This is a genomic window from Streptococcus sp. 544, assembly GCF_013277385.1.
Taxonomy (GTDB): domain Bacteria; phylum Bacillota; class Bacilli; order Lactobacillales; family Streptococcaceae; genus Streptococcus; species Streptococcus mitis_BA.
In genome coordinates, this window is the sequence record NZ_VMMU01000007.1 from 1 (window position 1) to 25,127 (window position 25,127).

A 25,127-nucleotide genomic window follows, 5' to 3' on the forward strand; every position below is an offset into this window, starting at 1 on the left:
GTTACTTTGAGAAGTTACCGTTACCTATCATATCCCAACTTCAACAATGAACGAACTTGACTTTACCTGTCAAATAGATTACAATAAAGGTACGAAGTTTAGTGTAGTTTGATAGTCAATCCTCTGGTTGTCAGACGCATTTTTTTATTCAATTTTCAATGATCTCAGACAAGGTCTTGAAAAAGGTTATTATTTCCAAAACAATACAACCATTGATTGTGCTTGTCAAGAGATTATTTGAAACAATTTAAATTATTTTTGAGGAAAAAAGGAATGGGATTCTTGGAATGTTTAAAGGAATCACGTAAACAAGCTAGATTAATATAAATTGATGTCGCTGAAAAACTAGGAATTTTGCAACAAGTCTATGATTCTTGGGAATGTAGCATTAAAAAAACCAACTCAGGAAAATCTTGTCAAAATCGCTTAGATTTTAAATGTAACAGTTGATTATTTAGTTGGTAATTCTGATGAAGAAATTCTGAATAATAAGTTAGAGGATATTGAAATTCTTTTCCGTAAAAATTCAGAAGGCTTAACTGATGCAGAAAAGTCTGTTTTTAGACAGGAGTTAATCGCATTTATAGAGGAACGGAAAAAACAGTTTGGGAAGTTGTAGATATATGGATACTAGTACTAATTTTGTAATATGTTTTGATACAAATATATATGATAATACAAAATATAATTTTGATGGTCAGTTTTATAAGACATTTAAGGAGTTAAAAAAGGAAAAATTTCCAAATTTAGAAATTTATATCAACTCAATTATTTACAGAGAGGTTATGGCTCATCTGGAAGAGAAGGGGCAAGAAAATAACGAGGTGATTGAAAGGTTTAAAAAAGATGTTTGGAATTTAGAGATTTTTGATGAATTACAAAGAGTATTAAATGATATAGACTTTTTAAGGGAAGCTAGTATTAAAGAAGCTAAAGATAAATTCAATAATTTTCTTTCTCTCTTTTCTGTGGATATTAATAGTCTGAAAGGTAAACTGATTCATGCTGATAATCAAAATTTTGATTTAGGTGAGGTTCTAGATGATTATTTTAATCATAGACCTCCGTTTGAAAATAAAAATAATAAAAAGAACGAATTTCCGGATGCGTTAATTATCCAAAATATCAGTCAACGATTTAAAAATCATGATAATTTTATTGTGGTTAGCTCTGATAACGGATTTCGTAAAGCTGTGGAGCAAAAAATTCCTAAAGCAACTATGTTTGCAAATTATAGTGAGTGTGCTAACTATCTTAACAAGCATCATGAAAACTATGACAAGGTCTGTATGACTATTGAAAAATTGGAATCAGTTATTGAAAAGGAAATTAATCAATTTCTTTCTGATTTAACCTATGATTTCGTCCCAACTTATCATGCTGAGAATTTTGGGATAAAAGTTGATGTTACTAACTATGATCGAAAGGGTCATAGTGAGTTATCCGAATTGGATGAAATGATGATTCAAAAATTCGAACTGAATGATTCTCCTTTAGTTCGTATTTTGAATATAGAGGATAACGGTAATACTACTGCTGAAATAGCTTATGAAGCAATATTTTCAATTTTAGGAAGTGAAGATTCTTCTTATGATTTGATTAATGAGACTCACAAGGTAAAGTATATTGTGGATATTATTGTTAACATTGATACGGATGAGATTTTAGATGTTAGTCCTCAAGAGATCTTTTTAAACAAAGACAGTTTAATAGGTAGAATTATAACAAGGGATTATTTTGAACTTGAGTACGACTAATATAGTCCTATTCTTTATCCCAAGAGTGAAAGTTATGAAGTGATTCATGTTCCTGTGAGAACGTGTTTCCTTTTCCAAAAATGTATGATTTTTCAAGTTGTACCTTGGAAAAAGGTTTAGATGGGATACATATTATGAGCTAGAAAAGTATGAAGTCTGTGATATATGTGTTTGAAATTTCCATATAGATATAAAAATTAACGTACACATGGATTCTACAATTGAGGAGGCAAATATTTATTGTTCTGGAGGTAAAATGGATTTAATATTTGACTTTGTCTGAAAGAATACCATTGCCAAATAAAATTATTGGAAGAGTATCAATATGATGGGAGAAAGATAGGCTGGATAATGTTTGTTTTAAGTATGTTGTGAAAATAGCAGAGATTTCGGTATTAAGATGGAATCTCTAATTAGTGAGAAGTAGGATATATATTAAAATGAACCAAAAATAGTACATAATGTAGTATAGTCTTCTTATGGCATATTCAATAGATTTTCGTAAAAAAGTTCTCTCTTATTGTGAGCGAACAGGTAGTATAACAGAAGCATCACACGTTTTCCAAATCTCACGTAATACCATTTATGGCTGGTTAAAGCTAAAAGAGAAAACAGGAGAGCTAAACCATTAAGTAAAAGGAACAAAACCAAGAAAAGTTGATAGAGATAGACTCAAAAACTATCTTATTGACAATCCAGACGCTTATTTGACTGAAATAGCTTCTGAATTTGGCTGTCATCCAACTACTATCCACTATGCTCTCAAAGCTATGGGCTACACTCGAAAAAAAAGAACCACACCTACTATGAACAAGATCCAGAAAAAGTAGCTTTATTTCTTAAGAATTTTAATAGTTTAAAGCACCTAGCACCTGTTTATATTGATGAAACAGGATTCGATACTTATTTTTATCGAGAGTATGGTCGCTCATTAAAAGGTCAGTTAATAAGAGATAAAGTATCTGGAAGAAGATATCAGAGGATTTCTTTGGTTGCAGGGCTAACAAATGGTGAGTTAATCGCTCCAATGACTTACCAAGAAACAATGACGAGCGACTTTTTTGAAGCTTGGTTTCAGAAGTTTCTCTTACCAACATTAAATACACCATCAGTTATTATTATGGATAATGCAAGATTCCATAGAATGGGGAAGCTAGAGATTTTATGTGAAGAGTTTGGGCATAAACTTTTACCTCTTCCTCCCTACTCACCTGAGTACAATACTATTGAGAAAACATGGGCTCATATCAAAAAGCACCTCAAAAAGGTATTACCAACTTGCAGTACTTTTTACGAGGTGCTTTTGTCTTGTTTTTACTTCAATTGACTATATAGTAGTAATAGAGGATGTTATGAATAAAGTGAAAAAATTGTTAAAATTTGTTACAAAAGGGCAAAATTTTTCTGGGGCAAGTGTGGCTATTATCTTGTATACATTGATAGTTGCTATGTTTTTTAAGGGAAACATAATACTTATATTATTTGCGTTACTTTTATGGCTGGTTTTGGCTGCTTGGATTATCGTATTTATTATATATAGCATATGCTCATTGTATAAGAAAGAACGATTTGTACTATATCTTCAAATGTTACTCACATTTTTGATTGTCTCCCCTTTGTTGTTAATCGTTTTTTTAAGGGAGACCCCATCAATAGATTCAGTGAAAACATTTTATGCTATAGGTGTTAGCATTGGAGCTAACTATGTAATTGATAGTGCTTTTAAGCGGGCAGAAATAGGACTTACATCTCTTCAGAAAGACTCACTAACAAAAAAAGCTACTCTTACTAAAATATTGTTTAATACTGTATACATTTCAGAGTATTCATCATTTATTTTAGTAAATTTCTTTGAAGATAAAAAGAACGACATTAAACCAGAATTACTAAATACTATTTTAAAGCCCTTTTCTGAGTGGGATAGTTGGGTGAAGGTACTTATTTTAACAATAATAATATTCATTATACTTATATCAGTAACATTTGACATAGAAAGAGCAGTTAAAGAAGAAGTTTTACAAGAAACTCCTAATGAATTGACTAAAGTCAAACAGAAATTATCAGAGGAAATAGAACAAATAAATCAATTACAAGGTTCACTGAAAAAGGATGGCCTCACAGAAAGAGTAAAGGAAATTCAAGATAGTTTGGAGAATGAAAAAAGGGAAGTAGATAGACTATTTGATCTATTGAATAAGGATAATATTCTAGCAGAGTTGGAAAAAATTAAGTATCAAAAGCAAGATGAACGTAAAAAATTGGACAAAGATGTAGAGTAAGAATAAATTTCCAGTCTTGGTCTGATAAAAATCCTAAAAACCAGTGGAATTCCGTGTCAGGGTAAGTTCCACTGGTTTTACTAATGCTTGATTTCAGCGCTTTTGTAGCCAAAATGAATCGAAAAAAAGAGCGCACAAAATTCCCTCATCTTAATAATTTTATATCACATTTATTTTGACTTAATCATAACACTATGTTACAATTAATTATATAGAGGAAGTTCTTCTATTTAAAAAGTGTTACCTAGAGTATACTTAGGCATTTACGTAAAAAAATACCCGAAAATTTTTTTACTAGTCTTATTATAGGGTTTTTGGTGAAGACCTCGCCGGGGAAAACCATAAATACGTAAGAGGAGAAATTTTCTCCTCTTTTTTGAAAGGATTAAATATATTTATGCCTCAGAAACTATTAGATGCCATAAATGAATATAAAAAATTAAGATTTACAGGTTATTTTTTTGCTTTAATCTACTCCAAAAAAGGAAAAATAATTTATGATACAAATTTTTTAATACGATTTGAAAAGGAAAATTTTCGGCATCTTATTTTAGGGACTAAACATCTTCAAAATGATCACCTTATTGAAGCAAACTCAAAAAAATTATTTGATGATTTTTCTAAATTAACAAAAAGCAATTATACAAAAAATAAAAATTTCAACTTAATAGTCAACGACCCAAATTATAACTCTATTATAGATAGATTAGAAAACATAAAAAATCTTGATTTATTACTCAAAAATAAGGATATACAAGTTTTTCAAAAATCACAAAGTCCTAATGTTTTACCAACAAGTATCACATTTGATTTTCTTTTGAAATTAAATCGATATAATGATACCATAGATACTCCTTTTCTGTTTATAGAAAGAACAAGCGATAACAGTGTTATCTGTAATCCTGTTAGTACCTTTAGATCAGACAAACGATATGAACAAAATCATAAATTGAAACAAGTACTAACTTTAGATACTACAAAACAAATATATAAAAACTAAGTCATCTAGTAAAAATATGACTTAGTTTTTATATGTTTTTTAAAAGCTTCCAGTTAATTGAATTTATGACTATATAGGTCACAAATATAGAATTTCATTAGACTTCCTGCGAAACAAAACCGGATTGCTAAAAATCTTCTTAGCAACCAAATCATTGGTCGGGCTAATGCCCGGATGACGTAAGGTCATATTTCTTCTCCTTTCATTATAGCACATTTTTTAATCTAGGTTTGCTAGATTCTATGCTTCTATCTATTTATTCGGAAAAAGTATGAAAAATATTGGGTATGGCTCTTTCCAATGGTATTTTTTGGTGCTTTCCTTTATAATGGGTGTATGGATAAGAAAAAATTATTATTGATTGATGGGTCTTCTGTTGCTTTTCGGGCGTTTTTTGCGCTCTATCAGCAGTTGGACCGTTTTAAGAATGCGGCTGGCTTGCATACCAATGCGATTTATGGCTTTCAGTTGATGTTGAGCCATTTATTGGAGCGGGTTGAGCCTAGTCATATTTTGGTGGCTTTTGATGCGGGGAAGACGACCTTCCGGACAGAGATGTATGCGGACTATAAGGGTGGTCGGGCTAAGACTCCGGATGAGTTTCGTGAGCAATTTCCCTTTATTCGTGAGTTGCTGGATCATATGGGGATTCGTCACTATGAGTTGGCTCAGTATGAGGCGGATGACATCATTGGGACACTGGATAAACTAGCAGAGCAGGATGGTTTTGATATTACCATTGTCAGTGGGGACAAGGACTTGATTCAGCTGACGGATGAGCATACGGTGGTTGAGATTTCCAAGAAAGGTGTGGCTGAGTTTGAGGCCTTTACGCCAGATTATCTCATGGAAAAGATGGGCATTACACCGACGCAGTTTATCGATCTCAAGGCGCTTATGGGAGATAAGTCGGATAATATCCCTGGGGTGACCAAAATCGGTGAAAAGACGGGTATCAAGCTCTTGCTGGAGCATGGTTCGCTTGAGGGAATTTATGAAAATATTGATGGGATGAAGGCTTCTAAGATGAAGGACAATCTCATCAATGATAAGGAACAGGCTTTTTTGTCTAAAACACTAGCGACCATTGATACCAAGGCACCGATTGAGATTGATTTGGAGGATTTGGTCTATAGTGGTCCAGATGTGGAAAATCTTGGGAAATTCTACGATGAAATGGGTTTCAAACAGCTCAAGCAGGCTTTAAATGTGTCGTCAGCTAATGTGGCTGAGAGTTTGGACTTTACTATCGTTGACCAAGTCAGTCAAGATATGCTGAGTGAAGAGTCTATCTTCCATTTTGAACTCTTTGGTGAGAATTACCATACGGATGATTTGGTTGGTTTTGCCTGGTCTTGTGGGGATAAGCTCTATGCCACAGACAAACTTGAACTTTTGCAAGAGCCGATTTTCAAGAACTTTTTAGAAAAAACACCTCTGAGAGTTTATGACTTTAAGAAGGCTAAAGTTCTTTTGCATCGTTTGGGTGTGGATTTGCAGGCACCTGCTTTTGACAGTCGCTTGGCTAAATACCTCCTTTCGACTGTGGAGGACAATGAAATTGCGACTATTGCTAGTCTTTATGGTCAGACTTATTTGGTTGATGATGAGACTTTCTATGGTAAGGGAGCCAAGAAGGCCATTCCTGAACGTGAGAAATTCTTGGAACACTTGGCACGTAAACTTGCCGTTTTGGTCGAAACAGAGCCTGTTTTACTTGAAAAACTCAGCGAAAATGGGCAATTAGAGCTTCTTTATGATATAGAGCAGCCTCTGGCTTTTGTCCTTGCTAAGATGGAAATTGCTGGGATTACGGTCAAGAAAGAGACCTTACTTGAGATGCAGGCTGAAAATGAGCTTGTCATTGAAAAACTGACTCAGGAGATTTATGAACTGGCTGGTGAGGAGTTTAATATCAACTCGCCTAAGCAATTGGGTGTACTTCTCTTTGAAAAATTGGGACTTCCTCTAGAGTACACTAAGAAAACTAAGACTGGATACTCGACAGCGGTGGATGTCTTGGAGCGCCTGGCTCCTATTGCTCCGATTGTTAAGAAAATCCTAGACTACCGTCAGATTGCCAAGATTCAGTCTACTTATGTAATTGGCTTGCAGGACTGGATTTTGGCTGATGGCAAGATTCATACTCGTTATGTGCAGGATTTGACCCAGACTGGGCGTCTGTCTAGTGTGGATCCAAACTTGCAAAATATCCCTGTGCGTTTGGAGCAGGGCCGTCTCATTCGCAAGGCTTTTGTGCCAGAGTGGGATGATAGTGTTCTTCTGAGTTCTGATTATTCACAGATTGAATTGCGTGTTTTGGCGCATATTTCTAAGGATGAGCACTTGATTAAGGCCTTCCAAGAAGGAGCGGACATCCATACTTCGACAGCCATGAGGGTCTTTGGCATTGAACGTCCTGAGGATGTGACTGCAAACGATCGTCGCAATGCCAAGGCTGTCAACTTTGGAGTGGTTTATGGAATTTCAGACTTTGGTTTGTCTAATAATCTGGGCATCAGCCGTAAGGAAGCCAAAGCCTACATTGATACCTACTTTGAACGCTTCCCAGGCATCAAAAACTACATGGATGAAGTGGTGCGTGAGGCGCGTGATAAGGGCTATGTGGAGACCCTCTTCAAGCGTCGTCGTGAGTTGCCAGATATCAATTCGCGTAACTTTAACATTCGTGGTTTCGCAGAGAGGACGGCTATCAACTCACCTATCCAGGGTTCGGCAGCAGATATTCTCAAGATTGCTATGATTCAGCTGGATAAAGCCTTGGTTGCAGGTGGTTATCAAACTAAAATGCTTCTGCAAGTGCACGATGAAATCGTCCTTGAAGTGCCTAAATCTGAATTGGCAGAGATGAAAAAATTGGTCAAACAAACCATGGAAGAAGCCATTCAACTCAGTGTTCCCCTTATCGCAGATGAAAATGAGGGGGCAACCTGGTACGAGGCTAAATAAAAAGGGGGCTAGTCCTCCTTTTTTGTAGCAGAATTCTGCAAGCCTTTTCAAAATGTGCTATACTGATGAAAAAGGAGGATTTTTATGAGTCAAGAATTTATCAATCCAAGTGATGGTGTGATTCGTCAGTATCTAGCAACGAGTAAAACCCTTGCTGTGGTGGGCTTGTCAGACCGTGAGGAAACAACTAGCAATCGAGTGACCAAGGAAATGCAGGCTCGGGGTTATAAAATCATCCCAGTCAATCCCAAGGCGGCAGGTGGCGAAATCTTGGGTGAGAAGGCTTATGCCAGCCTAGCTGAGATTCCTTTTCCTGTAGATATTGTCAATGTTTACCGTCGCAGTGAGTTTTTGCCAGATGTGGCGCGTGATTTTCTCAAGGCTGATGGTAAGATTTTTTGGGCACAGCTGGGACTTGAAAATCTAGAAGCGGAAGAAATCTTGCGTGCTGGTGGATGCGATGACATTGTGATGAATCGCTGCATTAAGAGAGAACATACTCGCTTGATTGAGGAAGCATAAAAAAAGGTAGCTGGTAGGCTACCTTTTGTGTTATACTCAATGAAAATCAAAGAGCAAACTAGGAAACTAGCCGCAGGCTGCTCAAAACACAGTCTTGAGGTTGTGGATAGAACTGACGAAGTCAGCTCAAAACACAGTTTTGAGGTTGTAGATAAGACTGACGAAGTCAGTAACCATACCTACAGCAAGGCGACGTTGACGTGGTTTGAAGAGCTTTTCGAAGAGTATTAGAAAATACCGATAAGGGTCTGCATACCAAGACTGGTGAGGATGATGGCGATCCAGCAGATGGCTCCGAGAACAATGGATTTTCCACTGGATTTGACCATAGCTACCAGATTGGTTTTGAGACCGATAGCACTCATGGCCATGACAATAAGGAATTTAGAGAGTTCTTTGAGAGGGGTAAAGAAACTACTGGATACACCTAGAGAGGTGAGTAGTGTAGTGAGGAGAGAGGCAAGGATAAAGTAAAGGATAAAAAGTGGGAAGACTTTTTTCAGTTGTAGGCTTTGCTTGTTTTCTTGTTGGCGACTTTGCCAGTAGGATAGAAAGAGCGTGATGGGGATGATAGCTAGGGTGCGCGTGAGTTTAACAATGGTTGCAGACTCGAGGGTATTGCTTTGGTAAAGGCTGTCCCAAGCGCTGGCGGCAGCCGTTACAGAGGAAGTGTCGTTGACCGCAGTCCCTGCAAAGAGGGCGAAGCCTTCATTGGATAGATGAAGCCAGGTGCCGAGGGTTGGAAAGATGAGCGCAGCCAAGACATTGAAGAAAAAGATAACGGAAATGGATTGGGCTACTTCCTTTTCCTTGGCATGGATAACGGGCGCTGTCGCAGCAATGGCAGAGCCCCCACAGATAGAAGAACCTACTCCAATCAAGGTGGCCAGTTTTGTGTCCAGTGCAAAGAAGCGCTGGAAGAGATAGGCAACAATCAAGGCTATTGAGATGGTGGACAGAATGACAGGGAGTGAAGATTGCCCAACTGCGAAGACTTGCGAGATATTGAGACCAAAACCAAGCAAGATAACAGCATACTGGAGCAATTTCTTGGAACTAAAGGTCAATCCAGCATCCAGTTGTTTATATGACGAGAGAAAGGGATGTAGGAGCATGCCCATAAAAATCGCAAAAACGGGTGCACCAATAACAGGAAAGAATCCTCCTAAGTACCAAGATACGATTGAAATGAGAAGGCAGGCCAAGATGCCTGCTCCATTTTTTGATAGAAATGACATAAAAACCTCCAAATAAAATCTTTTACCATTGTAGACATAAAAACAGGAAAAGTCAAATAGAAAGTGGAGCTAACAATTATTTGACAAGTAGTGCTAATTATGTAATAATAATCCTACAAGAACTGTAACGAAGTCTTGGCAAAAACAAAAATACCAGAGCTCCACCTCTGGTATTTCTTTTTGTCCAGTTACATTAAAACTAAACTCAGGTTATATTTTTTTGTCGCGCTTATCTAACCACTTTCTGACTATCCACTCAGAAATGACATTACCGGTAATAGTAATCAGTAATGGTGCTAGAATAACTGTAACGAAGATTAGCAAAAACTCAATACTCGTCGAAAATCTCATGATACGTTGTCATCTTCGGCTTACCTAACTTTAGTTATGCTTTCACCTTGATTCCTAGTCTCATGAGATTTTCATTGAGTATTCTAAAAACATAGTGTTGTGATGAATTTAAATTAACATACTTCAATTTGTTATGCTAGCGTTATTCTATAATGTATTTTTGCGGTCAGGGGGCTTTTGTAGTATAATAGAGATACGTTTTGACAGTAGGAGGTATCTATGGACTTAACTAAGCGCTTTAATAAACAGTTAGATAAGATTCAAGTTTCGTTGATTCGTCAGTTTGACCAGGCTATTTCGGAGATTCCTGGGGTCTTGCGTTTGACCTTGGGAGAACCTGATTTTACAACGCCAGATCATGTCAAGGAGGCGGCCAAGCGAGCGATTGACCAGAACCAATCCTACTATACAGGGATGAGTGGCTTGCTGACTCTACGTCAGGCGGCCAGTGATTTTGTTAAGGAAAAGTATCAACTGGACTATGCTCCTGAGAATGAAATCTTGGTTACAATTGGGGCGACAGAGGCTTTATCTGCTACTTTGACGGCTATTTTGGAAGAGGGAGACAAGGTGCTCTTGCCAGCTCCCGCTTATCCAGGCTATGAACCGATTGTCAATCTAGTTGGGGCAGAGGTTGTCGAGATTGATACGACTGAAAATAATTTTGTCTTGACTCCTGAAATGTTGGAGAAGGCCATTTTGGAGCAGGGTGATAAGCTCAAAGCGGTTATTCTCAACTATCCAGCCAACCCGACAGGAATTACCTATAGTCGGGAGCAGTTGGAGGCCTTGGCAGATGTTTTACGCAAGTATGAGATTTTCGTTGTCTGTGATGAGGTCTATTCAGAATTGACCTATACGGGCGAAGCTCATGTGTCTCTAGGAACCATGCTGAGAGATCAAGCTATTATTATCAATGGTTTGTCTAAATCGCATGCTATGACAGGTTGGCGTTTGGGTCTGATTTTCGCTCCTGCGGCCTTCACAGCCCAGTTAATCAAGAGTCACCAGTACTTGGTCACTGCTGCAAATACCATGGCTCAACATGCTGCGGTAGAAGCCTTGACGGCTGGTAAAAACGATGCGGAACCTATGAAGAAGGAATACATCCAGCGTCGGGACTATATTATCGAGAAAATGACTGCTCTTGGTTTTGAGATTATCAAACCAGACGGTGCCTTCTATATCTTTGCTAAGATTCCAGAGGGTTACAATCAAGACTCCTTTGCTTTTCTGAAGGATTTTGCTCAGAAGAAGGCTGTTGCCTTTATCCCTGGTGCAGCCTTTGGGCGTTACGGGGAAGGTTATGTGCGCCTGTCTTATGCGGCTAGCATGGAGACTATCAAAGAAGCCATGAAACGACTTGAGGAGTACATGAGAGAAGAATGATTCAGTCTATCACGAGTCAAGGCTTGGTGCTCTACAATCGCAACTTTCGTGAGGATGATAAGCTAGTCAAAATCTTTACAGAGCAGGCTGGCAAACGCATGTTTTTTGTCAAACACGCTGGTCAGTCCAAACTGGCTCCTGTTATTCAGCCCTTAGTGCTGGCACGATTTCTCTTACGAATCAATGATGATGGGCTTAGCTACATTGAGGACTATCATGAGGTGATGACTTTTCCCAAGATTAATAGCGATCTCTTTGTCATGGCTTATGCGACCTACGTAGCAGCTCTTGCAGATGCGAGTTTGCAGGACAATCAGCAGGATGCTCCCTTGTTTGCTTTTTTGCAAAAGACTTTGGAGTTGATGGAAGCTGGCTTAGATTATCAGGTTTTGACCAATATTTTTGAAATCCAAATCTTGACTCGATTTGGGATTAGCCTCAATTTTAATGAGTGTGTCTTCTGCCATCGGGTTGGTCAGGCTTTTGACTTTTCTTTCAAATATGGAGCCTGCCTCTGCCCAGAGCATTATCATGAGGATGAGAGACGTTGCCATCTCAATCCCAATATCCCTTATCTGCTCAATCAATTTCAAGCCATTGATTTTGAGACTTTGGAGACCATTTCGCTCAAGCCTGAAATCAAGCAAGAGCTACGCCAATTTATGGATCAACTCTATGAAGAGTACGTTGGGATTCACCTAAAATCAAAGAAATTTATTGATTCCCTAGCAGACTGGGGACAATTACTAAAAGAGGAAAAGAAATGAAAAAAATCGCAGTAGATGCCATGGGGGGCGATTACGCACCTCAAGCCATCGTTGAGGGTGTCAATCAAGCTCTAGCTGACTTTTCAGATATCGAGGTTCAACTCTATGGAGATGAAGCTAAAATCAAGCAATATCTGACAGCGACAGAGCGCGTCAGCATAATCCATACGGATGAAAAGATTGATTCAGACGATGAACCTACGAGAGCTATTCGGAAGAAGAAAAATGCCAGTATGGTATTGGCGGCCAAGGCTGTCAAAGAAGGTGAAGCAGACGCTGTTCTCTCGGCTGGGAATACAGGTGCTTTACTAGCAGCAGGATTTTTCATCGTGGGTCGTATCAAGAATATCGATCGTCCTGGACTTATGTCGACCTTGCCGACTGTAGATGGGAAGGGTTTTGACATGCTGGACCTCGGTGCTAATGCAGAAAATACAGCCCAGCACCTCCATCAATATGCAGTTCTAGGTTCTTTCTATGCTAAAAATGTTCGTGGCATTGCGCAACCACGTGTTGGCTTGCTCAATAACGGAACAGAGAGTAGTAAGGGCGACCCGCTTCGTAAGGAAACTTATGAATTACTGGCGGCTGATGAAAGTTTGAACTTTATCGGAAACGTGGAAGCGCGTGATTTGATGAATGGCGTTGCAGATGTTGTTGTGGCAGATGGTTTCACGGGAAACGCTGTGCTCAAATCCATCGAAGGGACAGCTATGGGAATCATGGGCTTGCTCAAGACCGCTATTACAGGTGGTGGTCTTCGAGCGAAACTAGGTGCCCTCCTTCTCAAGGACAGCCTCAGAGGTTTGAAAAAACAGCTCAACTACTCAGATGTTGGTGGAGCGGTCTTGTTTGGTGTCAAGGCACCTGTTGTCAAGACTCATGGCTCAAGCGATGCCAAGGCTGTTTATAGTACAATTCGCCAGATTCGTACCATGCTAGAGACAGACGTAGTTGCCCAGACTGCGCGTGAATTTTCAGGAGAATAAAAGAGATGACAGAAAAAGAAATTTTTGACCGTATTGTGACTATTATCCAAGAGCGACAGGGAGAGGACTTTGTCGTGACAGAATCCTTGAGTCTGAAAGACGATTTGGATGCTGACTCAGTTGACTTGATGGAGTTTATCTTGACACTGGAAGATGAATTTAATATCGAAATCAGTGACGAGGAAATTGATCAACTGCAGAGCGTAGGAGATGTGGTTAAGATTATTCAAGGAAAATAAAGATAAGAAGTTCCAAGGCATTTGCTTTGGAATTTTTCTTTGGTTCAAGTGACCGTTTAGGAACAGATTTAGTCTTTCTAGGGACAGTAGAAATCTGAGGACAAATAAGGGATATAATGAAATCAGAAAAATCAATCTCCAAAAAGGAGAAAAAGAAAGGATTTTCACGATGAAAAAATATCTTTATTCTAGTTTGTTGGTTCTTGCAGGAGGCGTTCTCCTAGCAAATACTACGGTAGCCTATGCTGATTCTCCATCAGCAAGTGAGAAAGAAGCGATTGCTCAATTAGTTAATCAAGGCAAGATAAAAGCTGAAGAAGCTGATCAAGTAAAATTGATTGGTTTTGAAGATAAAGAAACTCAAGCAGAGGGCAATCAAGAGAAGAAAGCTTTCAATCAATATCGTGATCCGAAAGGAACATGGATGCAAACCAATGGTAAATGGTGGTTTAAATACGGTTCAGGTGGGTATGCTAAAAATTGGGAACAATTAGATGGCAAGTGGTACTATTTTGATGACCAAGGATGGATGAAAGAAAATACTTGGATTCAACCTGATGGTAATTATTACTACTTATCTGCTAGTGGTGCTATGGTCACTGGTTATCAACGTGTGAATGGTACACCATATTTCTTTAGAGAAAGTGGTGTATGGGTAGAAAATCGTGGGCAAGCTCTTGGTGAATACGCAAAGACATTTGTAGGAAAAATCCCATATGTTTGGGGTGGGGCAGATTTGAATAGTGGCGTAGATTGCTCAGGATTTACGATGGCTATTCATGCTAAGTTTGATATTAGTATTCCTAGAGTAACCTATGGTCAAGCGACAGGAGGAAGCTATGTAAGTAATGGCTCACAACTTCCTGGAGATTTAATATTGTACAATGGCGACCAAGGTTCAAATCAACATGTGGGTATTTATGTTGGTGGTGGCAAGGTAGTTCATGCTCCAGATAGAGGTCAAGATGTTTCTTATATGAATCAATACGGTATTACTCAAAATACAATTCGTAGATATTGGTAATATTGTCTAATTTTTCACAATATTATTGACTTTGACAATGAAAAGTATTAGAATATAGCTAAATAAAGAGGGGAAGCCCTCTTATAGCTGTTCGATAAAGGAGGAAATAGCTATGAAAAAATCTAAATTACTTACTCTTGGTTTGCTTGCAGGTGCTGGTCTGCTTTTGTCTATTAACCAAGCACAGGCTGCAGATACTTGGGTTAAAAATGGGTCTGACTGGAATCTTTCTCAAGATGGTAGCCTCGCTAAGGATAAATGGGTGCAAAATGCTGGTTATTGGTATCACTTCGACAGCACTGGTAACATGCAGACAGGCTGGCTAAAAGACGGCAATACTTGGTATTCACTAGCAGATAGTGGTGCTATGCGCACTGGCTGGTACAAGGAAGGCAACACATGGTACTCACTAGCTAATAGTGGTGCCATGCGTACAGGTTGGTACAAAGAAGGGTCTACATGGTACTATCTTCATTTTAGTGGTTCTATGATGACAGGTTGGGTGTTCATAGATGGTAAATGGTCTTACTTTGAAAAATCAGGTGCTATGGTTGCAGATAGAGCTGTTCCAGCCAGTGATGGGGAAAGTTATGTCATTGGTAAGGATGGCTATCTAGCAAATAGAAAAGATGCTGGATACAGTATTCATGATATTGTCAAACTTGGAGATGGGCAAGAATATTTGCTAAATGCTAAAGGTGACGATGTTATTATTGAAAAAAATGCTTGGTATATCAGACCAGAGTTCAAGAAGTTTTCTAATAAATATGGAGATGAGGTTGCAAATACTACCTTAGCTTTAGTGGATAATAAAGAAGAAGGACAAGAAATTGATCCTAAGGCAGTTGTACAGAACTTCCAAAACTTACCAAATCGCTACTACTTTGATGAAAATGGACATCGTGTGGTTAATATCCCAGCAATGACAACCTATTCAGAGATTAAAAAAGTTGGCAATGATGTCTATTTAGAAAATCCAGGTGCACGACTTCGTCTTGGAGCTACCCACTTTACAATCAATAACAATAAACTATACTATTTAGAAAATGAGCAAGGTAAGCTCAAAACAGGTTACTTTGTATTGATTGATGATGGTATGGCTACAACCCACTATCACATCCTAGCCTATGCGGATCAATCTGGTGAAATTCTTAAGATGAAACGCTTGCCATCAGGAGTTTCAGATTATCTGGATAAAGAAATCGATGGTTTATATGGTGAAAAAATTAAGATTGAATCTCCACACTCAAACGAATATTATAAAGTGGTTGTGGTTAAATAAAAATAACATCTTCACAACTAATCGTTAACGCTCTAACCAATATACCATTTTCAGGAGGCTTTAGATTTCTTGTATTTTAAAAGGAAACTAAAGCCTTTTGTAGATGGAGCAGGGGATAGAGTTATCTATAAAATAATGAAAAGGAGTCTGTCATGGAAATGAAAAACACATTTGTAGAATTGGAACAATTTGAAGAGTTAACCCCAGAGGTTTTGGAGGAAGTGAATGGTGGAGGGATTTTTGAAGATACTGTAAAATGGTGCAATAAATTATTTGGTACGGGTAGACACGTTGCTTAAATTCACAGTATTAGTTAGAGATTAGATTTATTTATGCTTATTTTAGAATTCTTATTTTCTGTGATATATCTACTGTTGGTAGTCGTTTCAACCATAGTTCCTACTATTTATTTGGGCGCTCAAATTTCCCCAGAATTTTATAAAAAACGTTATTGGATACTTATATTTTTAATTAGTTTATCTGCTCGTCAAACATTTGGAGAATTATTTCATATAGGAGTTCTTATCTACTTTTACTGTATTTTTTTATTAGTATTGCACAAGGGAAAAGGGGAATCTCTTTTTCTTTCTCTGTATCTTTTTCTCTTCTTTCAAAGTATTCGTTATTTATTTTTGACAATTTGGATTCGTGTATTATCTGGTGAGCATTGTTGTTTCGTAGATTCGTTTTCTACTTTATATATATCTATATTTGATTTATTATCAATCTTTCTATGTTGTAAAATTATGAAGCGTTGGTCTTTGGATTTGGATTTATTCTTTTCAGATACTTTTAAAACCCACTATCGTAAGAGCTTTTTCATTATCCTACCTCTGACTGGATTTAGGATATTCTCTTCGTTCATGACCAATAGAAATAGTTCTTTTTACGTTCGCTTTGACACGACCATTTCTCTCCTGATTTTCATTCTCTTTTTCTCCTGGCTCTTTTATATCAGACACTTAGAGCAGGTTTATCGTGATGAGCAGACCATTCAGAGACAGGAAGAAGAAAATCGTTCCTTGCAAGGGATGGTGGATAAGTTGGGTCATCTCTATGATGAGGTTCGAGGTTTCCGTCATGATTTTGCAGGGATTGTCGCTAGCATGGAGCCTGCCATAGCGAATCAAGATATGGCTGAGGTGTCTACCATTTATCAAGATGTCTTTTTAAAGACAAATGAAAAGCTGAGGAAGGCAGATTACACGGCCTTTAATCTTCATAATATCCATGATATAGCCATTCGCAATACCTTGGCAAAAGCTATGATTGTGGCAGATAATCAGGGAATTCATTTTAGTTTGGAGACGGTGGGGGTTGTCGAAGAGCTGGATTTGCCGATGTTGGAGGCTATCCGTATCCTCTCTATCCTCACGACAAATGCCTTAGAGGCAGCCAGTGAGGCGGAAAATCCGCAGATTCGGGTTGCTTTATTGGCAGGTGATAGGAGTGTCCGTTTTATCATTGAAAACACTCGTAAGAAAGAAGAACTGAATCCCATCATTCTCAGTCAAAAGGGTTACTCTACCAAGGGAAACCACAGTGGACTGGGTTTAGCGACCTTGGAGGATATGGTTTTTCATTATGATTTAAACTTAGATACCCAGCTAGGAGAGACGACTTTTAGACAAGATTTAGAATTACCATTTAAGGATGAGAAACGAGGGGGAGAGGAATGAGAATTTTAGTTTTGGAAGACGATAGAGTTCAGCAGGGACGGATAGAGCAGACTTTGCTAGATATCGGTCGCTCTCGCAATTTGAGATTGGAAATTGATATTGCCAAAAACTATGGGGAAGTTGAAAAGTATTCTCAGTATTTTGACCATTACCAGCTCTATTTATTAGATTTAGAGATTGATGGAGAGCGTGAACGGGGCTTTCAGGTTGCTCAACAGGTTCGGGAGCGAGATCCCTTTACAAGCATTGTCTTTGTGTCCACGCACTCGGAGGCCTTGCCTCTAGCTTTTCGCTATCACTTGTCTGCCTTGGATTTTATTTCCAAGGATCAGCCTGAGGAGGATTACCGTCATCAGCTGGAGCGCTGTCTGGACTATGTACTGGCAGTAGATAAGAGGGAAAATATGCGTCTCTTCACCTATAGTTTTGAGGGAAGACGGGGCTTTACTCTGCCCTACCATGAGATTTTAGCCTTTGAAACCTCAGTGGAATCTCATCGTATCAAGGTCTATTATGCCAATCATTCTATCAAGACCATTTATGGCAGTCTCAAGGATATTGCTGCCAAGGCTGAAAAAGATTACTTTGTCTATGCCAATCGCAATACGTTAGTCAGTTTACAGGCCATTGAAGAGATGACTGCCACAGAAGTGACCTTGTTAGAAGGCTTGCACTTCCCCGTATCGCGAACAGCCAGAAGAACACTTAAAAAACATCTTAATGTCTAGTATCTGTTAGATTTGAATGAGTTTATCAATAAGAATATCGGAAAATTTTCTGATATTCTTATTTTTTGACTTCTTTTTCGAATAGATAAGTAAGAGGAAAAGGAAGGAGTTTGCTTTATGTATCTACCAATCTTGTATCCGTGGTTCATTAAATTATTTTTTAAATAAAATTTAATTTAGTTGTACATTTTCGACTTCTTTTTCGAATAGATAAGTAAGAGGAAAAAGAAAGGAGTTTGCTTCATGTATCTACCAATTTTCTATTCATGGTTTACTAAATTATTTTTCAAATAAAATTTGATTTAGTTGTACATTTTCGAAATTTTTTTCGAATAGATAAGTAAGAGGAAAAGGAAAGGAGCCTAGTTCATGTTTATATCAATGTTCTACCAATGGTTCACTGAGTTATTTTTTAAATAAATTTAATTTAGTTGTACATTTTCGAATTATTTTTCGAATAGATAAGTAAGAGGAAAAAGGAAGGAGTCTGGTTTATGTATCTACCAATTTTTTATCCGTGGTTTACTAAATTATTTTTCAAATAAAATTTGATTTAGTTGTACATTTTCGAAATTTTTTTCGAATAGATAAGTAAGAGGGAAAAGAAAGGAGCCTGGTTTATGTATCTACCAATTTTTTATCCGTGGTTTGCTAAATTATTTTTCAAATAAAATTTGATTTAGTTGTTTATTTTCGAATTGTTTTTCGAATAGATAAGTGAGAGAAAAAAGAAAGGAGTCTGGTTTATGTATCTACCGATTTTCTATTCATGGTACATTAAATTATTTTTTAAATAAAATTTAATTTAGTTGTACATTTTCGAATTGTTTTTCGAATAGATAAGTAAGAGGAAAAAGAAAGGAGTCTAATTCATGTATCTACCAATTTTTTATCCGTGGTTTACTAAATTATTTTTCAAGTAAATTTAATTTAGTTGTACATTTTCGAAATTTTTTTCGAATAGATAAGTAAGAAGAAAAAGAAAGGAATAAAATAATGAAAGAACATTATTACGGATTTGTTGAGCTAACTTCGGAAGAATTGACCGATATTCAAGGTGGAGAAAGTTGGGTGAAGACCCTTGCAGATTGGTACATTGGATTTCGTAGAGGTTTTGGTTTTTAGGAGGATAAGAGATGAATGAAATGAATGATAAGTATACTATTGAAGTATTAAAGGAGAGCGACTTAGCTTTGCTGGTGGGTGGTAGCAAGGAAAGTTATCAACGGGGTTTAATTACAGGTCTATTGTTACGCGGTATATTTATTGGAACCCCATTTTTTAGAAGATAAGATTTAGAAAAAATAGAACAAGAGGAGAAAAAGATGACAAATTTTGACAAAATGGAACAGAACTTTGTAGCTCTTACAGAAGAAGAGTTGATGAATGTAGATGGGGGAATTGCTTGGGAGGTAGTCTCTTTGGGTATTGCGATTGGCTGGGGGATTTACCAAGCTGGTGAAGCTGCTGGTAAAACATTCTACTATATTACTCATCCATAGTATTTGATAAATATGAGCAAGAAAACATTTTGGATTATACTACTCGTTATTACAATTGTGGTGACTGCCGTTGGTTTAGGATTGTCTGCATATAATTATTATGTTTTTGATAGACCTTTTTTCAATAGTACTACTAAAGGACTGTTATCTGCATTTGTTATGAGTGTATTGATGATTATTATTGGTGTATTAAAAGAAAACTAATTTTTATTATTAAAATGGAGGATAAATATGTCAAATTTACAAACTATTGAACAAAATTATACTACGTTAAGTGATATTGAATTGCAAGAAGTTGATGGTGGAGGAGTGTTACTTTTGGTTGGTGGTGGTATTTTGGCTGTCGGACTATTAGCTTGGGGTGCGTATAATGGTTATCAGTCGGCATCACGAGGTGGATAAAAGGATGGTAGATTGTTTTTTAGTAAATAGGAGTCTACCATGAAACAATTCTTATTAGGATTTGCTGAGGGTTATTTTACCGTATCGCTCATAATCTACATCGCAACGTATTTGATGTTGAGAAATCCAATCAATACCCTATTTTATCCAGAAATTTACCTCGTTTTATTTGGGCTCTTTTATCTAGGATATAAGGCCAATAAAAAGCGAGTAGAGTGAGCAGTTAAGAATGACTTGTTAATCTGCACTAAAATGACTAGGCTAGAATCTAAGAATGCATCACATTGGAGTTTAATATGAAATTTGTTAAATCAATACTGAAAGTTTGGCCTGAAATTATGGTATTACTTAGTTCAATGTCTTATATCATCATCAGATTAGTATCTGATATGAATAAAGTATCTTTACCTACTTGGCTTGATAGTTTCAATATACCAACGATTGCATTATTTGTGATGGTCTTCATTCTTTTATACAGAAGTAAAGAAAAAAAGAATGGATAAATTTGAGGTAGTAGACAATCTATGGGTAAATAGGAGTCTTATAGTAACGAATCAAAAAAAGGAGTAACTATGAATCGTAATTTAGAACGGTGTTATCTATTCTGACTATGAATAGATCATACCATAGGTGGCTTAGAAATAGCAGGGACATTAGTAATTGAAGTAATAAATAGGATGTCATAAATGTTACTATCAATGATTTATTTGTCCCAAGCTTGCCTAGGGTGTCAGAAAAAAATCATTTTCCTTTCAATAGCATATTTTTAGTAGGTAGGACATTTGTTCTGCCTATTTTTGCTAAAAAGTTCAGTTGAGGTGTTTATTTAGAGTTTTACATATATTTTTGATAAAATAGGTATAGAAATTAGGAAAGTTGAAGAAAAGAAATGAAGAAGGTTTTAAGATATTTTTTAGTATTTGTTTTTCTATTTTTGATGAATATTTTCATCTTTAAGATACTAACAACTCTGGGATTTCAGCTGACAATGAGTGAAAAGAGTTATATTGTACCACCGCTGTTTTCGATTATCGTTTTGTACATGATTGACAAAAGAATTAGGAAGAAAAAGAAATAAATATATATTTTGGGTAGGACGCTTGTTCTGCCTATTTTTTTATCCTAAAAGTACATTTGGGAGGGAGATAGGCACATTTGGGAAGGAAGTCCAGTTTTTGTTTGGGGATTGGGGTAAGATAGTTGTTATCAGATGAGTTTATACTCTTCGAAAATCAAATTCAAACCACGTCAACGTCGCTTTGCAGTATATATGTGACTGACTTCGTCAGTCTTATCTACAACATCAAAACAGTGTTTTGAGCAGCCTGCGGCTAGTTTGCTCTTTGATTTTCATTGAGTAATAGGAAAAAGGAGATGAATATGAAATTTGGGAAACGTCACTATCGTCCGCAGGTGGATCAGATGGACTGCGGTGTAGCTTCATTAGCCATGGTTTTTGGCTACTATGGTAGTTACTATTCTTTGGCTCACTTGCGAGAATTAGCCAAGACGACCATGGATGGGACGACGGCTTTGGGCTTGGTCAAGGTGGCAGAGGAGATTGGCTTTGAGACGCGAGCCATTAAGGCGGATATGACGCTTTTTAACTTGCCAGATTTGACTTTTCCTTTTGTTGCCCATGTGCTTAAGGAAGGGAAATTGCTCCACTACTATGTGGTGACTGGGCAGGATAAGGATAGCATTCATATTGCCGATCCAGATCCTGGGGTGAAATTGACCAAACTGCCACGTGAGCGTTTTGCGGAAGAATGGACAGGAGTGACTCTGTTTATGGCACCTAGTCCAGACTACAAGCCTCATAAGGATCAAAAGAATGGTTTGCTCTCTTTTATCCCTATATTAGTGAAGCAGCGTGGCTTGATTGCCAACATCGTCCTAGCGACACTTTTGGTGACCCTGATTAACATTGTGGGTTCTTATTATCTGCAGTCTATCATTGATACCTATGTGCCAGATCAGATGCGTTCGACGCTGGGGATTATTTCTATTGGATTGGTTATCGTTTATATTCTCCAGCAGATCTTGTCTTATGCTCAGGAGTATCTCTTACTTGTTTTGGGGCAACGTTTGTCGATTGATGTGATTTTGTCCTACATCAAGCATGTTTTTCACCTGCCTATGTCCTTTTTTGCGACACGTCGGACAGGGGAAATCGTGTCTCGTTTTACAGATGCTAACAGTATCATCGATGCGCTGGCTTCGACCATTCTTTCGATTTTCCTAGATGTGTCAACGGTTGTCATTATCTCCCTTGTTTTATTTTCACAAAATACCAATCTCTTTTTCATGACCTTATTGGCACTTCCTATCTATACAGTGATTATCTTTGCCTTTATGAAGCCGTTTGAAAAGATGAATCGGGATACCATGGAAGCCAATGCGGTTCTGTCTTCTTCTATCATTGAGGACATCAACGGTATTGAGACTATCAAGTCTTTGACCAGTGAAAGTCAGCGTTACCAAAAGATTGACAAGGAATTTGTGGATTATCTGAAAAAATCCTTTACCTATAGTCGGGCAGAGAGTCAGCAAAAGGCTCTGAAAAAAGTTGCCCATCTCTTACTCAATGTCGGCATTCTCTGGATGGGAGCTGTTCTGGTCATGGATGGCAAGATGAGTTTGGGGCAGTTGATTACCTATAATACCTTGCTGGTTTACTTTACAAATCCTTTGGAAAATATCATCAATCTGCAAACCAAACTTCAGACAGCGCAGGTCGCCAATAACCGTCTAAATGAGGTTTATCTAGTAGCTTCGGAGTTTGAGGAGAAGAAAACAGTTGAGGATTTGAGCTTGATGAAGGGAGAGATGACTTTCAAGCAGGTTTCCTACAAGTATGGCTATGGTCGAGATGTCTTGTCGGATATCAATTTGACCATTTCCCAAGGGTCTAAGGTGGCTTTTGTGGGAATTTCAGGGTCAGGTAAGACGACCGTAGCTAAGATGATGGTTAATTTTTATGATCCAAGTCAGGGAGAGATTAGTCTGGGTGGTGTCAATCTCAATCAGATTGATAAAAAGGCCTTGCGCCAGTATATCAACTATCTGCCTCAACAGCCCTATGTCTTTAACGGAACGATTTTGGAGAATCTTCTCCTTGGAGCCAAGGATGGGACGACTCAAGAGGATATCTTACGGGCGGTCGAGTTGGCAGAGATTCGGGAGGACATTGAGCGCATGCCATTGAATTATCAGACAGAATTGACTTCGGATGGGGCAGGAATCTCAGGTGGTCAACGTCAGAGAATCGCTCTGGCGCGTGCTCTCTTGACAGATGCGCCGGTCTTGATTTTGGATGAGGCGACTAGCAGTTTGGATATTTTGACAGAGAAGCGGATCGTAGATAATCTCATGGCTTTAGACAAGACCTTGATTTTCATTGCTCACCGCTTGACCATTGCAGAGCGGACAGAGAAGGTTGTTGTCTTGGATCAGGGCAAGATTGTCGAAGAAGGAAAGCATGCTGATTTGCTTGTACAGGGTGGCTTTTATGCCCATTTGGTGAATAGCTAGAAAGAGGAGAGGATGAAACCAGAATTTTTAGAAAGTGCGGAGTTTTATAATCGTCGTTACCATAATTTTTCCAGTCGAGTGATTGTACCTATGTTCCTTCTGCTCGTGTTTTTGCTTGGCTTTGCAACATTTGCAGAGAAGGAGATGAGTTTGTCAACTAGAGCTACTGTTGAGCCTAGTCGAATCCTTGCAAATATCCAGTCAACTAGCAACAATCGTATTCTTGTCAATCATTTGGAAGAAAATAAGTTGGTCAAGAAGGGGGAGCTTCTTGTTCAATATCAGGAAGGGTCAGAGGGTGTCCAAGCGGAGGCCTATGCTAGTCAGTTGGACATGCTTAAGGATCAAAAAAAGCAATTGGAGTATTTGCAAAAAAGTCTGCAAGAAGGGGAGAACCACTTTCCAGAGGAGGATAAGTTTGGCTACCAAGCCACCTTTCGCGACTACCTCAGCCAAGCGGCTAGTCTTAGGGCTAGTACATCGCAACAAAATGAGACCATCGCGTCCCAGAATGCAGCAGCTAGCCAAACCCAAGCTGAAATCGGCAACCTCATCAGCCAAACAGAGGCTAAAATTCGCGATTACCAGACAGCTAAGTCAGCTATTGAAACAGGCACTTCCTTGGCCAGTCAGAATCTAGCCTACTCTCTCTACCAGTCCTACAAGTCTCAGGGGGAGGAAAATCCGCAAGCTAAGGCACAAGCAGTTGCGCAGGTTGAAGCACAGCTTTCTCAGTTAGAATCTAGTCTTGCTACTTACCGTGTTCAGTATGCAGGTTCAGGTACCCAGCAAGCCTATGCTTCAGGCTTAAGCAGTCAATTGGAGTCCCTTAAATCCCAACACTTAGCAAAGGTTGGTCAGGAATTGATCCTTCTAGACCAGAAAATCTTGGAAGCAGAGTCAGGTAAGAAGGTACAGGGAAATCTTTTAGACAAGGGGAAAATTACGGCGAGTGAGGATGGGGTGCTTCATCTTAATCCTGAGACCAGTGATTCTACCATGGTAGCAGAGGGGACTCTACTAGCCCAACTCTATCCGTCCTTGGAAAAAGAAGGGAAAGCTAAACTAACAGCTTATCTTAGTTCAAAAGATGTAGCAAGAATCAAGGTCGGTGATTCTGTTCGCTATACGACGACTCATGATGCCAATAATCAACTTTTCCTAGATTCTACTATTACAAGTATTGATGCGACAGCTACCAAGACTGAAAAAGGGAATTTCTTTAAAATCGAGGCGGAGACAGATCTGACTGTTGAGCAGGCTGAAAGACTTCGATATGGGGTGGAAGGCCGCCTACAGATGATTACGGGCAAGAAAAGTTACCTACGTTATTATTTGGATCAATTTTTGAACAAAGAGTAATGTTCGTGTTTTTAGAGTTAAATGATTTTAAAACTGTGAGAAAGATACTTCTTGCAGTTTTTTCTTTACGATTTTTGAGATGATCATTCTATTTATTCGGTTAAATTCTTGTA

The 25,127-nt window shown here is 38.1% G+C and carries 24 protein-coding genes and 2 pseudogenes; 25 read left to right on the plus strand and 1 reads right to left on the minus strand.

Annotation, left to right across the window (positions count from 1 at the left end):
* The first annotated feature begins 327 nt into the window (after positions 1 to 327).
* The 7 genes and pseudogenes from HT728_RS10635 (at position 328) to HT728_RS04980 (ending at position 8,528) form a co-directional block, all read left to right on the plus strand.
* Positions 328 to 619, plus strand: a pseudogene (locus HT728_RS10635) (helix-turn-helix transcriptional regulator).
* A 4-nt stretch (positions 620 to 623) separates the two neighbouring features.
* Positions 624 to 1,757, plus strand: coding sequence for a PIN domain-containing protein (locus HT728_RS04955; RefSeq protein ID WP_173234144.1), 1,134 nt, complete (start codon positions 624 to 626; stop codon positions 1,755 to 1,757).
* Positions 1,758 to 2,236: 479 nt separating this feature from the next.
* Positions 2,237 to 3,084 (plus strand): annotated as a pseudogene (locus tag HT728_RS04960) (IS630 family transposase).
* Positions 3,085 to 3,109: 25 nt separating this feature from the next.
* Positions 3,110 to 4,036, plus strand: a complete 927-nt coding sequence (locus HT728_RS04965; RefSeq protein WP_173234146.1) for a hypothetical protein — start codon at positions 3,110 to 3,112, stop codon at positions 4,034 to 4,036.
* A 397-nt stretch (positions 4,037 to 4,433) separates the two neighbouring features.
* Positions 4,434 to 5,036 (plus strand): hypothetical protein, encoded by a 603-nt coding sequence (locus tag HT728_RS04970; RefSeq protein ID WP_173234148.1) that lies wholly within the window; start codon positions 4,434 to 4,436, stop codon positions 5,034 to 5,036.
* A gap of 336 nt (positions 5,037 to 5,372) precedes the next feature.
* Complete coding sequence (polA, locus tag HT728_RS04975) at positions 5,373 to 8,006, plus strand: DNA polymerase I (protein WP_173234149.1); 2,634 nt, start codon at positions 5,373 to 5,375, stop codon at positions 8,004 to 8,006.
* A gap of 84 nt (positions 8,007 to 8,090) precedes the next feature.
* The gene (locus tag HT728_RS04980; RefSeq protein ID WP_173234151.1) at positions 8,091 to 8,528 is read left to right on the plus strand and encodes a CoA-binding protein; all 438 of its coding nucleotides are present in this window, start codon (positions 8,091 to 8,093) and stop codon (positions 8,526 to 8,528) included.
* A 227-nt stretch (positions 8,529 to 8,755) separates the two neighbouring features.
* On the opposite strand, the gene HT728_RS04985 is transcribed toward HT728_RS04980, so the two are convergent.
* Positions 8,756 to 9,766 (minus strand): YeiH family protein, encoded by a 1,011-nt coding sequence (locus HT728_RS04985; RefSeq protein WP_173234154.1) that lies wholly within the window; start codon positions 9,764 to 9,766, stop codon positions 8,756 to 8,758.
* A 570-nt stretch (positions 9,767 to 10,336) separates the two neighbouring features.
* On the opposite strand from HT728_RS04985, the gene HT728_RS04990 reads away from it, so the two are divergent.
* The 18 genes from HT728_RS04990 to comB all read left to right on the plus strand — a co-directional run bounded on the left by HT728_RS04990 (position 10,337) and on the right by comB (position 25,014).
* On the plus strand, positions 10,337 to 11,506 hold the full coding sequence (locus HT728_RS04990) for a pyridoxal phosphate-dependent aminotransferase (RefSeq protein WP_173234156.1): 1,170 nt from the start codon (positions 10,337 to 10,339) through the stop codon (positions 11,504 to 11,506).
* The gene (gene recO / locus HT728_RS04995) at positions 11,503 to 12,273 is read left to right on the plus strand and encodes a DNA repair protein RecO (protein ID WP_000616135.1); all 771 of its coding nucleotides are present in this window, start codon (positions 11,503 to 11,505) and stop codon (positions 12,271 to 12,273) included. The genes HT728_RS04990 and recO overlap by 4 nt, the downstream gene beginning before the upstream one ends.
* Complete coding sequence (gene plsX, locus HT728_RS05000) at positions 12,270 to 13,262, plus strand: phosphate acyltransferase PlsX (protein WP_023932889.1); 993 nt, start codon at positions 12,270 to 12,272, stop codon at positions 13,260 to 13,262. Before recO ends, plsX begins: the two co-directional genes overlap by 4 nt.
* 5 nt (positions 13,263 to 13,267) lie before the next feature.
* A complete protein-coding gene (locus HT728_RS05005) occupies positions 13,268 to 13,501 on the plus strand; it encodes an acyl carrier protein (RefSeq protein WP_000136446.1) in 234 nt (77 codons plus the stop codon).
* Between the two features lie 169 nt (positions 13,502 to 13,670).
* Positions 13,671 to 14,525: a C40 family peptidase gene (locus HT728_RS05010; RefSeq protein ID WP_173234158.1), complete on the plus strand. Its 855-nt coding sequence runs from the start codon at positions 13,671 to 13,673 to the stop codon at positions 14,523 to 14,525.
* A 112-nt stretch (positions 14,526 to 14,637) separates the two neighbouring features.
* On the plus strand, positions 14,638 to 15,807 hold the full coding sequence (locus HT728_RS05015; protein WP_173234160.1) for an N-acetylmuramoyl-L-alanine amidase family protein: 1,170 nt from the start codon (positions 14,638 to 14,640) through the stop codon (positions 15,805 to 15,807).
* Between the two features lie 152 nt (positions 15,808 to 15,959).
* Positions 15,960 to 16,106 (plus strand): smi_0057.1 family bacteriocin-like peptide, encoded by a 147-nt coding sequence (locus HT728_RS05020; RefSeq protein ID WP_000425304.1) that lies wholly within the window; start codon positions 15,960 to 15,962, stop codon positions 16,104 to 16,106.
* Positions 16,107 to 16,670: 564 nt separating this feature from the next.
* The gene (locus HT728_RS10640; protein ID WP_226946482.1) at positions 16,671 to 17,486 is read left to right on the plus strand and encodes a GHKL domain-containing protein; all 816 of its coding nucleotides are present in this window, start codon (positions 16,671 to 16,673) and stop codon (positions 17,484 to 17,486) included.
* Positions 17,483 to 18,214: a response regulator transcription factor gene (locus HT728_RS05030; protein ID WP_020900480.1), complete on the plus strand. Its 732-nt coding sequence runs from the start codon at positions 17,483 to 17,485 to the stop codon at positions 18,212 to 18,214. The genes HT728_RS10640 and HT728_RS05030 overlap by 4 nt, the downstream gene beginning before the upstream one ends.
* Positions 18,215 to 19,210: 996 nt before the next feature.
* A complete protein-coding gene (locus HT728_RS05035; protein ID WP_000658224.1) occupies positions 19,211 to 19,339 on the plus strand; it encodes a smi_0059.1 family bacteriocin-like peptide in 129 nt (42 codons plus the stop codon).
* 11 nt (positions 19,340 to 19,350) lie between these two features.
* Positions 19,351 to 19,506, plus strand: coding sequence for a hypothetical protein (locus tag HT728_RS05040; RefSeq protein ID WP_001004584.1), 156 nt, complete (start codon positions 19,351 to 19,353; stop codon positions 19,504 to 19,506).
* Positions 19,507 to 19,539: 33 nt separating this feature from the next.
* A complete protein-coding gene (locus HT728_RS05045; protein ID WP_112444937.1) occupies positions 19,540 to 19,716 on the plus strand; it encodes a class IIb bacteriocin, lactobin A/cerein 7B family in 177 nt (58 codons plus the stop codon).
* Positions 19,717 to 19,947: 231 nt separating this feature from the next.
* On the plus strand, positions 19,948 to 20,118 hold the full coding sequence (locus tag HT728_RS05050; protein ID WP_000067699.1) for a H354_08695 family bacteriocin-like peptide: 171 nt from the start codon (positions 19,948 to 19,950) through the stop codon (positions 20,116 to 20,118).
* Positions 20,119 to 20,157: 39 nt separating this feature from the next.
* Entirely contained in the window at positions 20,158 to 20,337 is a 180-nt protein-coding gene (locus HT728_RS05055) for a hypothetical protein (RefSeq protein WP_173234162.1), read from the plus strand.
* A 77-nt stretch (positions 20,338 to 20,414) separates the two neighbouring features.
* Positions 20,415 to 20,621 (plus strand): bacteriocin immunity protein, encoded by a 207-nt coding sequence (locus tag HT728_RS05060; protein WP_173234164.1) that lies wholly within the window; start codon positions 20,415 to 20,417, stop codon positions 20,619 to 20,621.
* A gap of 386 nt (positions 20,622 to 21,007) precedes the next feature.
* Entirely contained in the window at positions 21,008 to 21,196 is a 189-nt protein-coding gene (locus HT728_RS10650; protein WP_049511906.1) for a hypothetical protein, read from the plus strand.
* A gap of 302 nt (positions 21,197 to 21,498) precedes the next feature.
* Complete coding sequence (gene comA, locus HT728_RS05065; protein ID WP_173234166.1) at positions 21,499 to 23,652, plus strand: peptide cleavage/export ABC transporter ComA; 2,154 nt, start codon at positions 21,499 to 21,501, stop codon at positions 23,650 to 23,652.
* Positions 23,653 to 23,664: 12 nt separating this feature from the next.
* Complete coding sequence (gene comB, locus HT728_RS05070; protein ID WP_173234168.1) at positions 23,665 to 25,014, plus strand: competence pheromone export protein ComB; 1,350 nt, start codon at positions 23,665 to 23,667, stop codon at positions 25,012 to 25,014.
* Positions 25,015 to 25,127 lie beyond the last annotated feature (113 nt).

What these genes read in the sequence shown, in the direction of transcription:
- polA (WP_173234149.1), top strand. Translation starts at nt 5,373, where the DNA reads ATGGATAAGAAAAAATTATTATTGATTGATGGGTCTTCTGTTGCTTTT.
- HT728_RS10640 (WP_226946482.1), top strand. Translation starts at nt 16,671, where the DNA reads ATGACCAATAGAAATAGTTCTTTTTACGTTCGCTTTGACACGACCATT.
- HT728_RS05020 (WP_000425304.1), top strand. Translation starts at nt 15,960, where the DNA reads ATGGAAATGAAAAACACATTTGTAGAATTGGAACAATTTGAAGAGTTA.
- recO (WP_000616135.1), top strand. Translation starts at nt 11,503, where the DNA reads ATGATTCAGTCTATCACGAGTCAAGGCTTGGTGCTCTACAATCGCAAC.
- HT728_RS04955 (WP_173234144.1), top strand. Translation starts at nt 624, where the DNA reads ATGGATACTAGTACTAATTTTGTAATATGTTTTGATACAAATATATAT.
- HT728_RS04980 (WP_173234151.1), top strand. Translation starts at nt 8,091, where the DNA reads ATGAGTCAAGAATTTATCAATCCAAGTGATGGTGTGATTCGTCAGTAT.
- HT728_RS05050 (WP_000067699.1), top strand. Translation starts at nt 19,948, where the DNA reads ATGTCAAATTTACAAACTATTGAACAAAATTATACTACGTTAAGTGAT.
- HT728_RS05060 (WP_173234164.1), top strand. Translation starts at nt 20,415, where the DNA reads ATGAAATTTGTTAAATCAATACTGAAAGTTTGGCCTGAAATTATGGTA.
- HT728_RS04985 (WP_173234154.1), bottom strand. Translation starts at nt 9,766, where the DNA reads ATGTCATTTCTATCAAAAAATGGAGCAGGCATCTTGGCCTGCCTTCTC.
- HT728_RS04970 (WP_173234148.1), top strand. Translation starts at nt 4,434, where the DNA reads ATGCCTCAGAAACTATTAGATGCCATAAATGAATATAAAAAATTAAGA.
- HT728_RS05055 (WP_173234162.1), top strand. Translation starts at nt 20,158, where the DNA reads ATGAAACAATTCTTATTAGGATTTGCTGAGGGTTATTTTACCGTATCG.
- HT728_RS05035 (WP_000658224.1), top strand. Translation starts at nt 19,211, where the DNA reads ATGAAAGAACATTATTACGGATTTGTTGAGCTAACTTCGGAAGAATTG.
- HT728_RS05015 (WP_173234160.1), top strand. Translation starts at nt 14,638, where the DNA reads ATGAAAAAATCTAAATTACTTACTCTTGGTTTGCTTGCAGGTGCTGGT.
- HT728_RS05045 (WP_112444937.1), top strand. Translation starts at nt 19,540, where the DNA reads ATGACAAATTTTGACAAAATGGAACAGAACTTTGTAGCTCTTACAGAA.
- comB (WP_173234168.1), top strand. Translation starts at nt 23,665, where the DNA reads ATGAAACCAGAATTTTTAGAAAGTGCGGAGTTTTATAATCGTCGTTAC.
- plsX (WP_023932889.1), top strand. Translation starts at nt 12,270, where the DNA reads ATGAAAAAAATCGCAGTAGATGCCATGGGGGGCGATTACGCACCTCAA.
- HT728_RS05040 (WP_001004584.1), top strand. Translation starts at nt 19,351, where the DNA reads ATGAATGAAATGAATGATAAGTATACTATTGAAGTATTAAAGGAGAGC.
- HT728_RS10650 (WP_049511906.1), top strand. Translation starts at nt 21,008, where the DNA reads ATGAAGAAGGTTTTAAGATATTTTTTAGTATTTGTTTTTCTATTTTTG.
- comA (WP_173234166.1), top strand. Translation starts at nt 21,499, where the DNA reads ATGAAATTTGGGAAACGTCACTATCGTCCGCAGGTGGATCAGATGGAC.
- HT728_RS04965 (WP_173234146.1), top strand. Translation starts at nt 3,110, where the DNA reads ATGAATAAAGTGAAAAAATTGTTAAAATTTGTTACAAAAGGGCAAAAT.
- HT728_RS04990 (WP_173234156.1), top strand. Translation starts at nt 10,337, where the DNA reads ATGGACTTAACTAAGCGCTTTAATAAACAGTTAGATAAGATTCAAGTT.
- HT728_RS05005 (WP_000136446.1), top strand. Translation starts at nt 13,268, where the DNA reads ATGACAGAAAAAGAAATTTTTGACCGTATTGTGACTATTATCCAAGAG.
- HT728_RS05010 (WP_173234158.1), top strand. Translation starts at nt 13,671, where the DNA reads ATGAAAAAATATCTTTATTCTAGTTTGTTGGTTCTTGCAGGAGGCGTT.
- HT728_RS05030 (WP_020900480.1), top strand. Translation starts at nt 17,483, where the DNA reads ATGAGAATTTTAGTTTTGGAAGACGATAGAGTTCAGCAGGGACGGATA.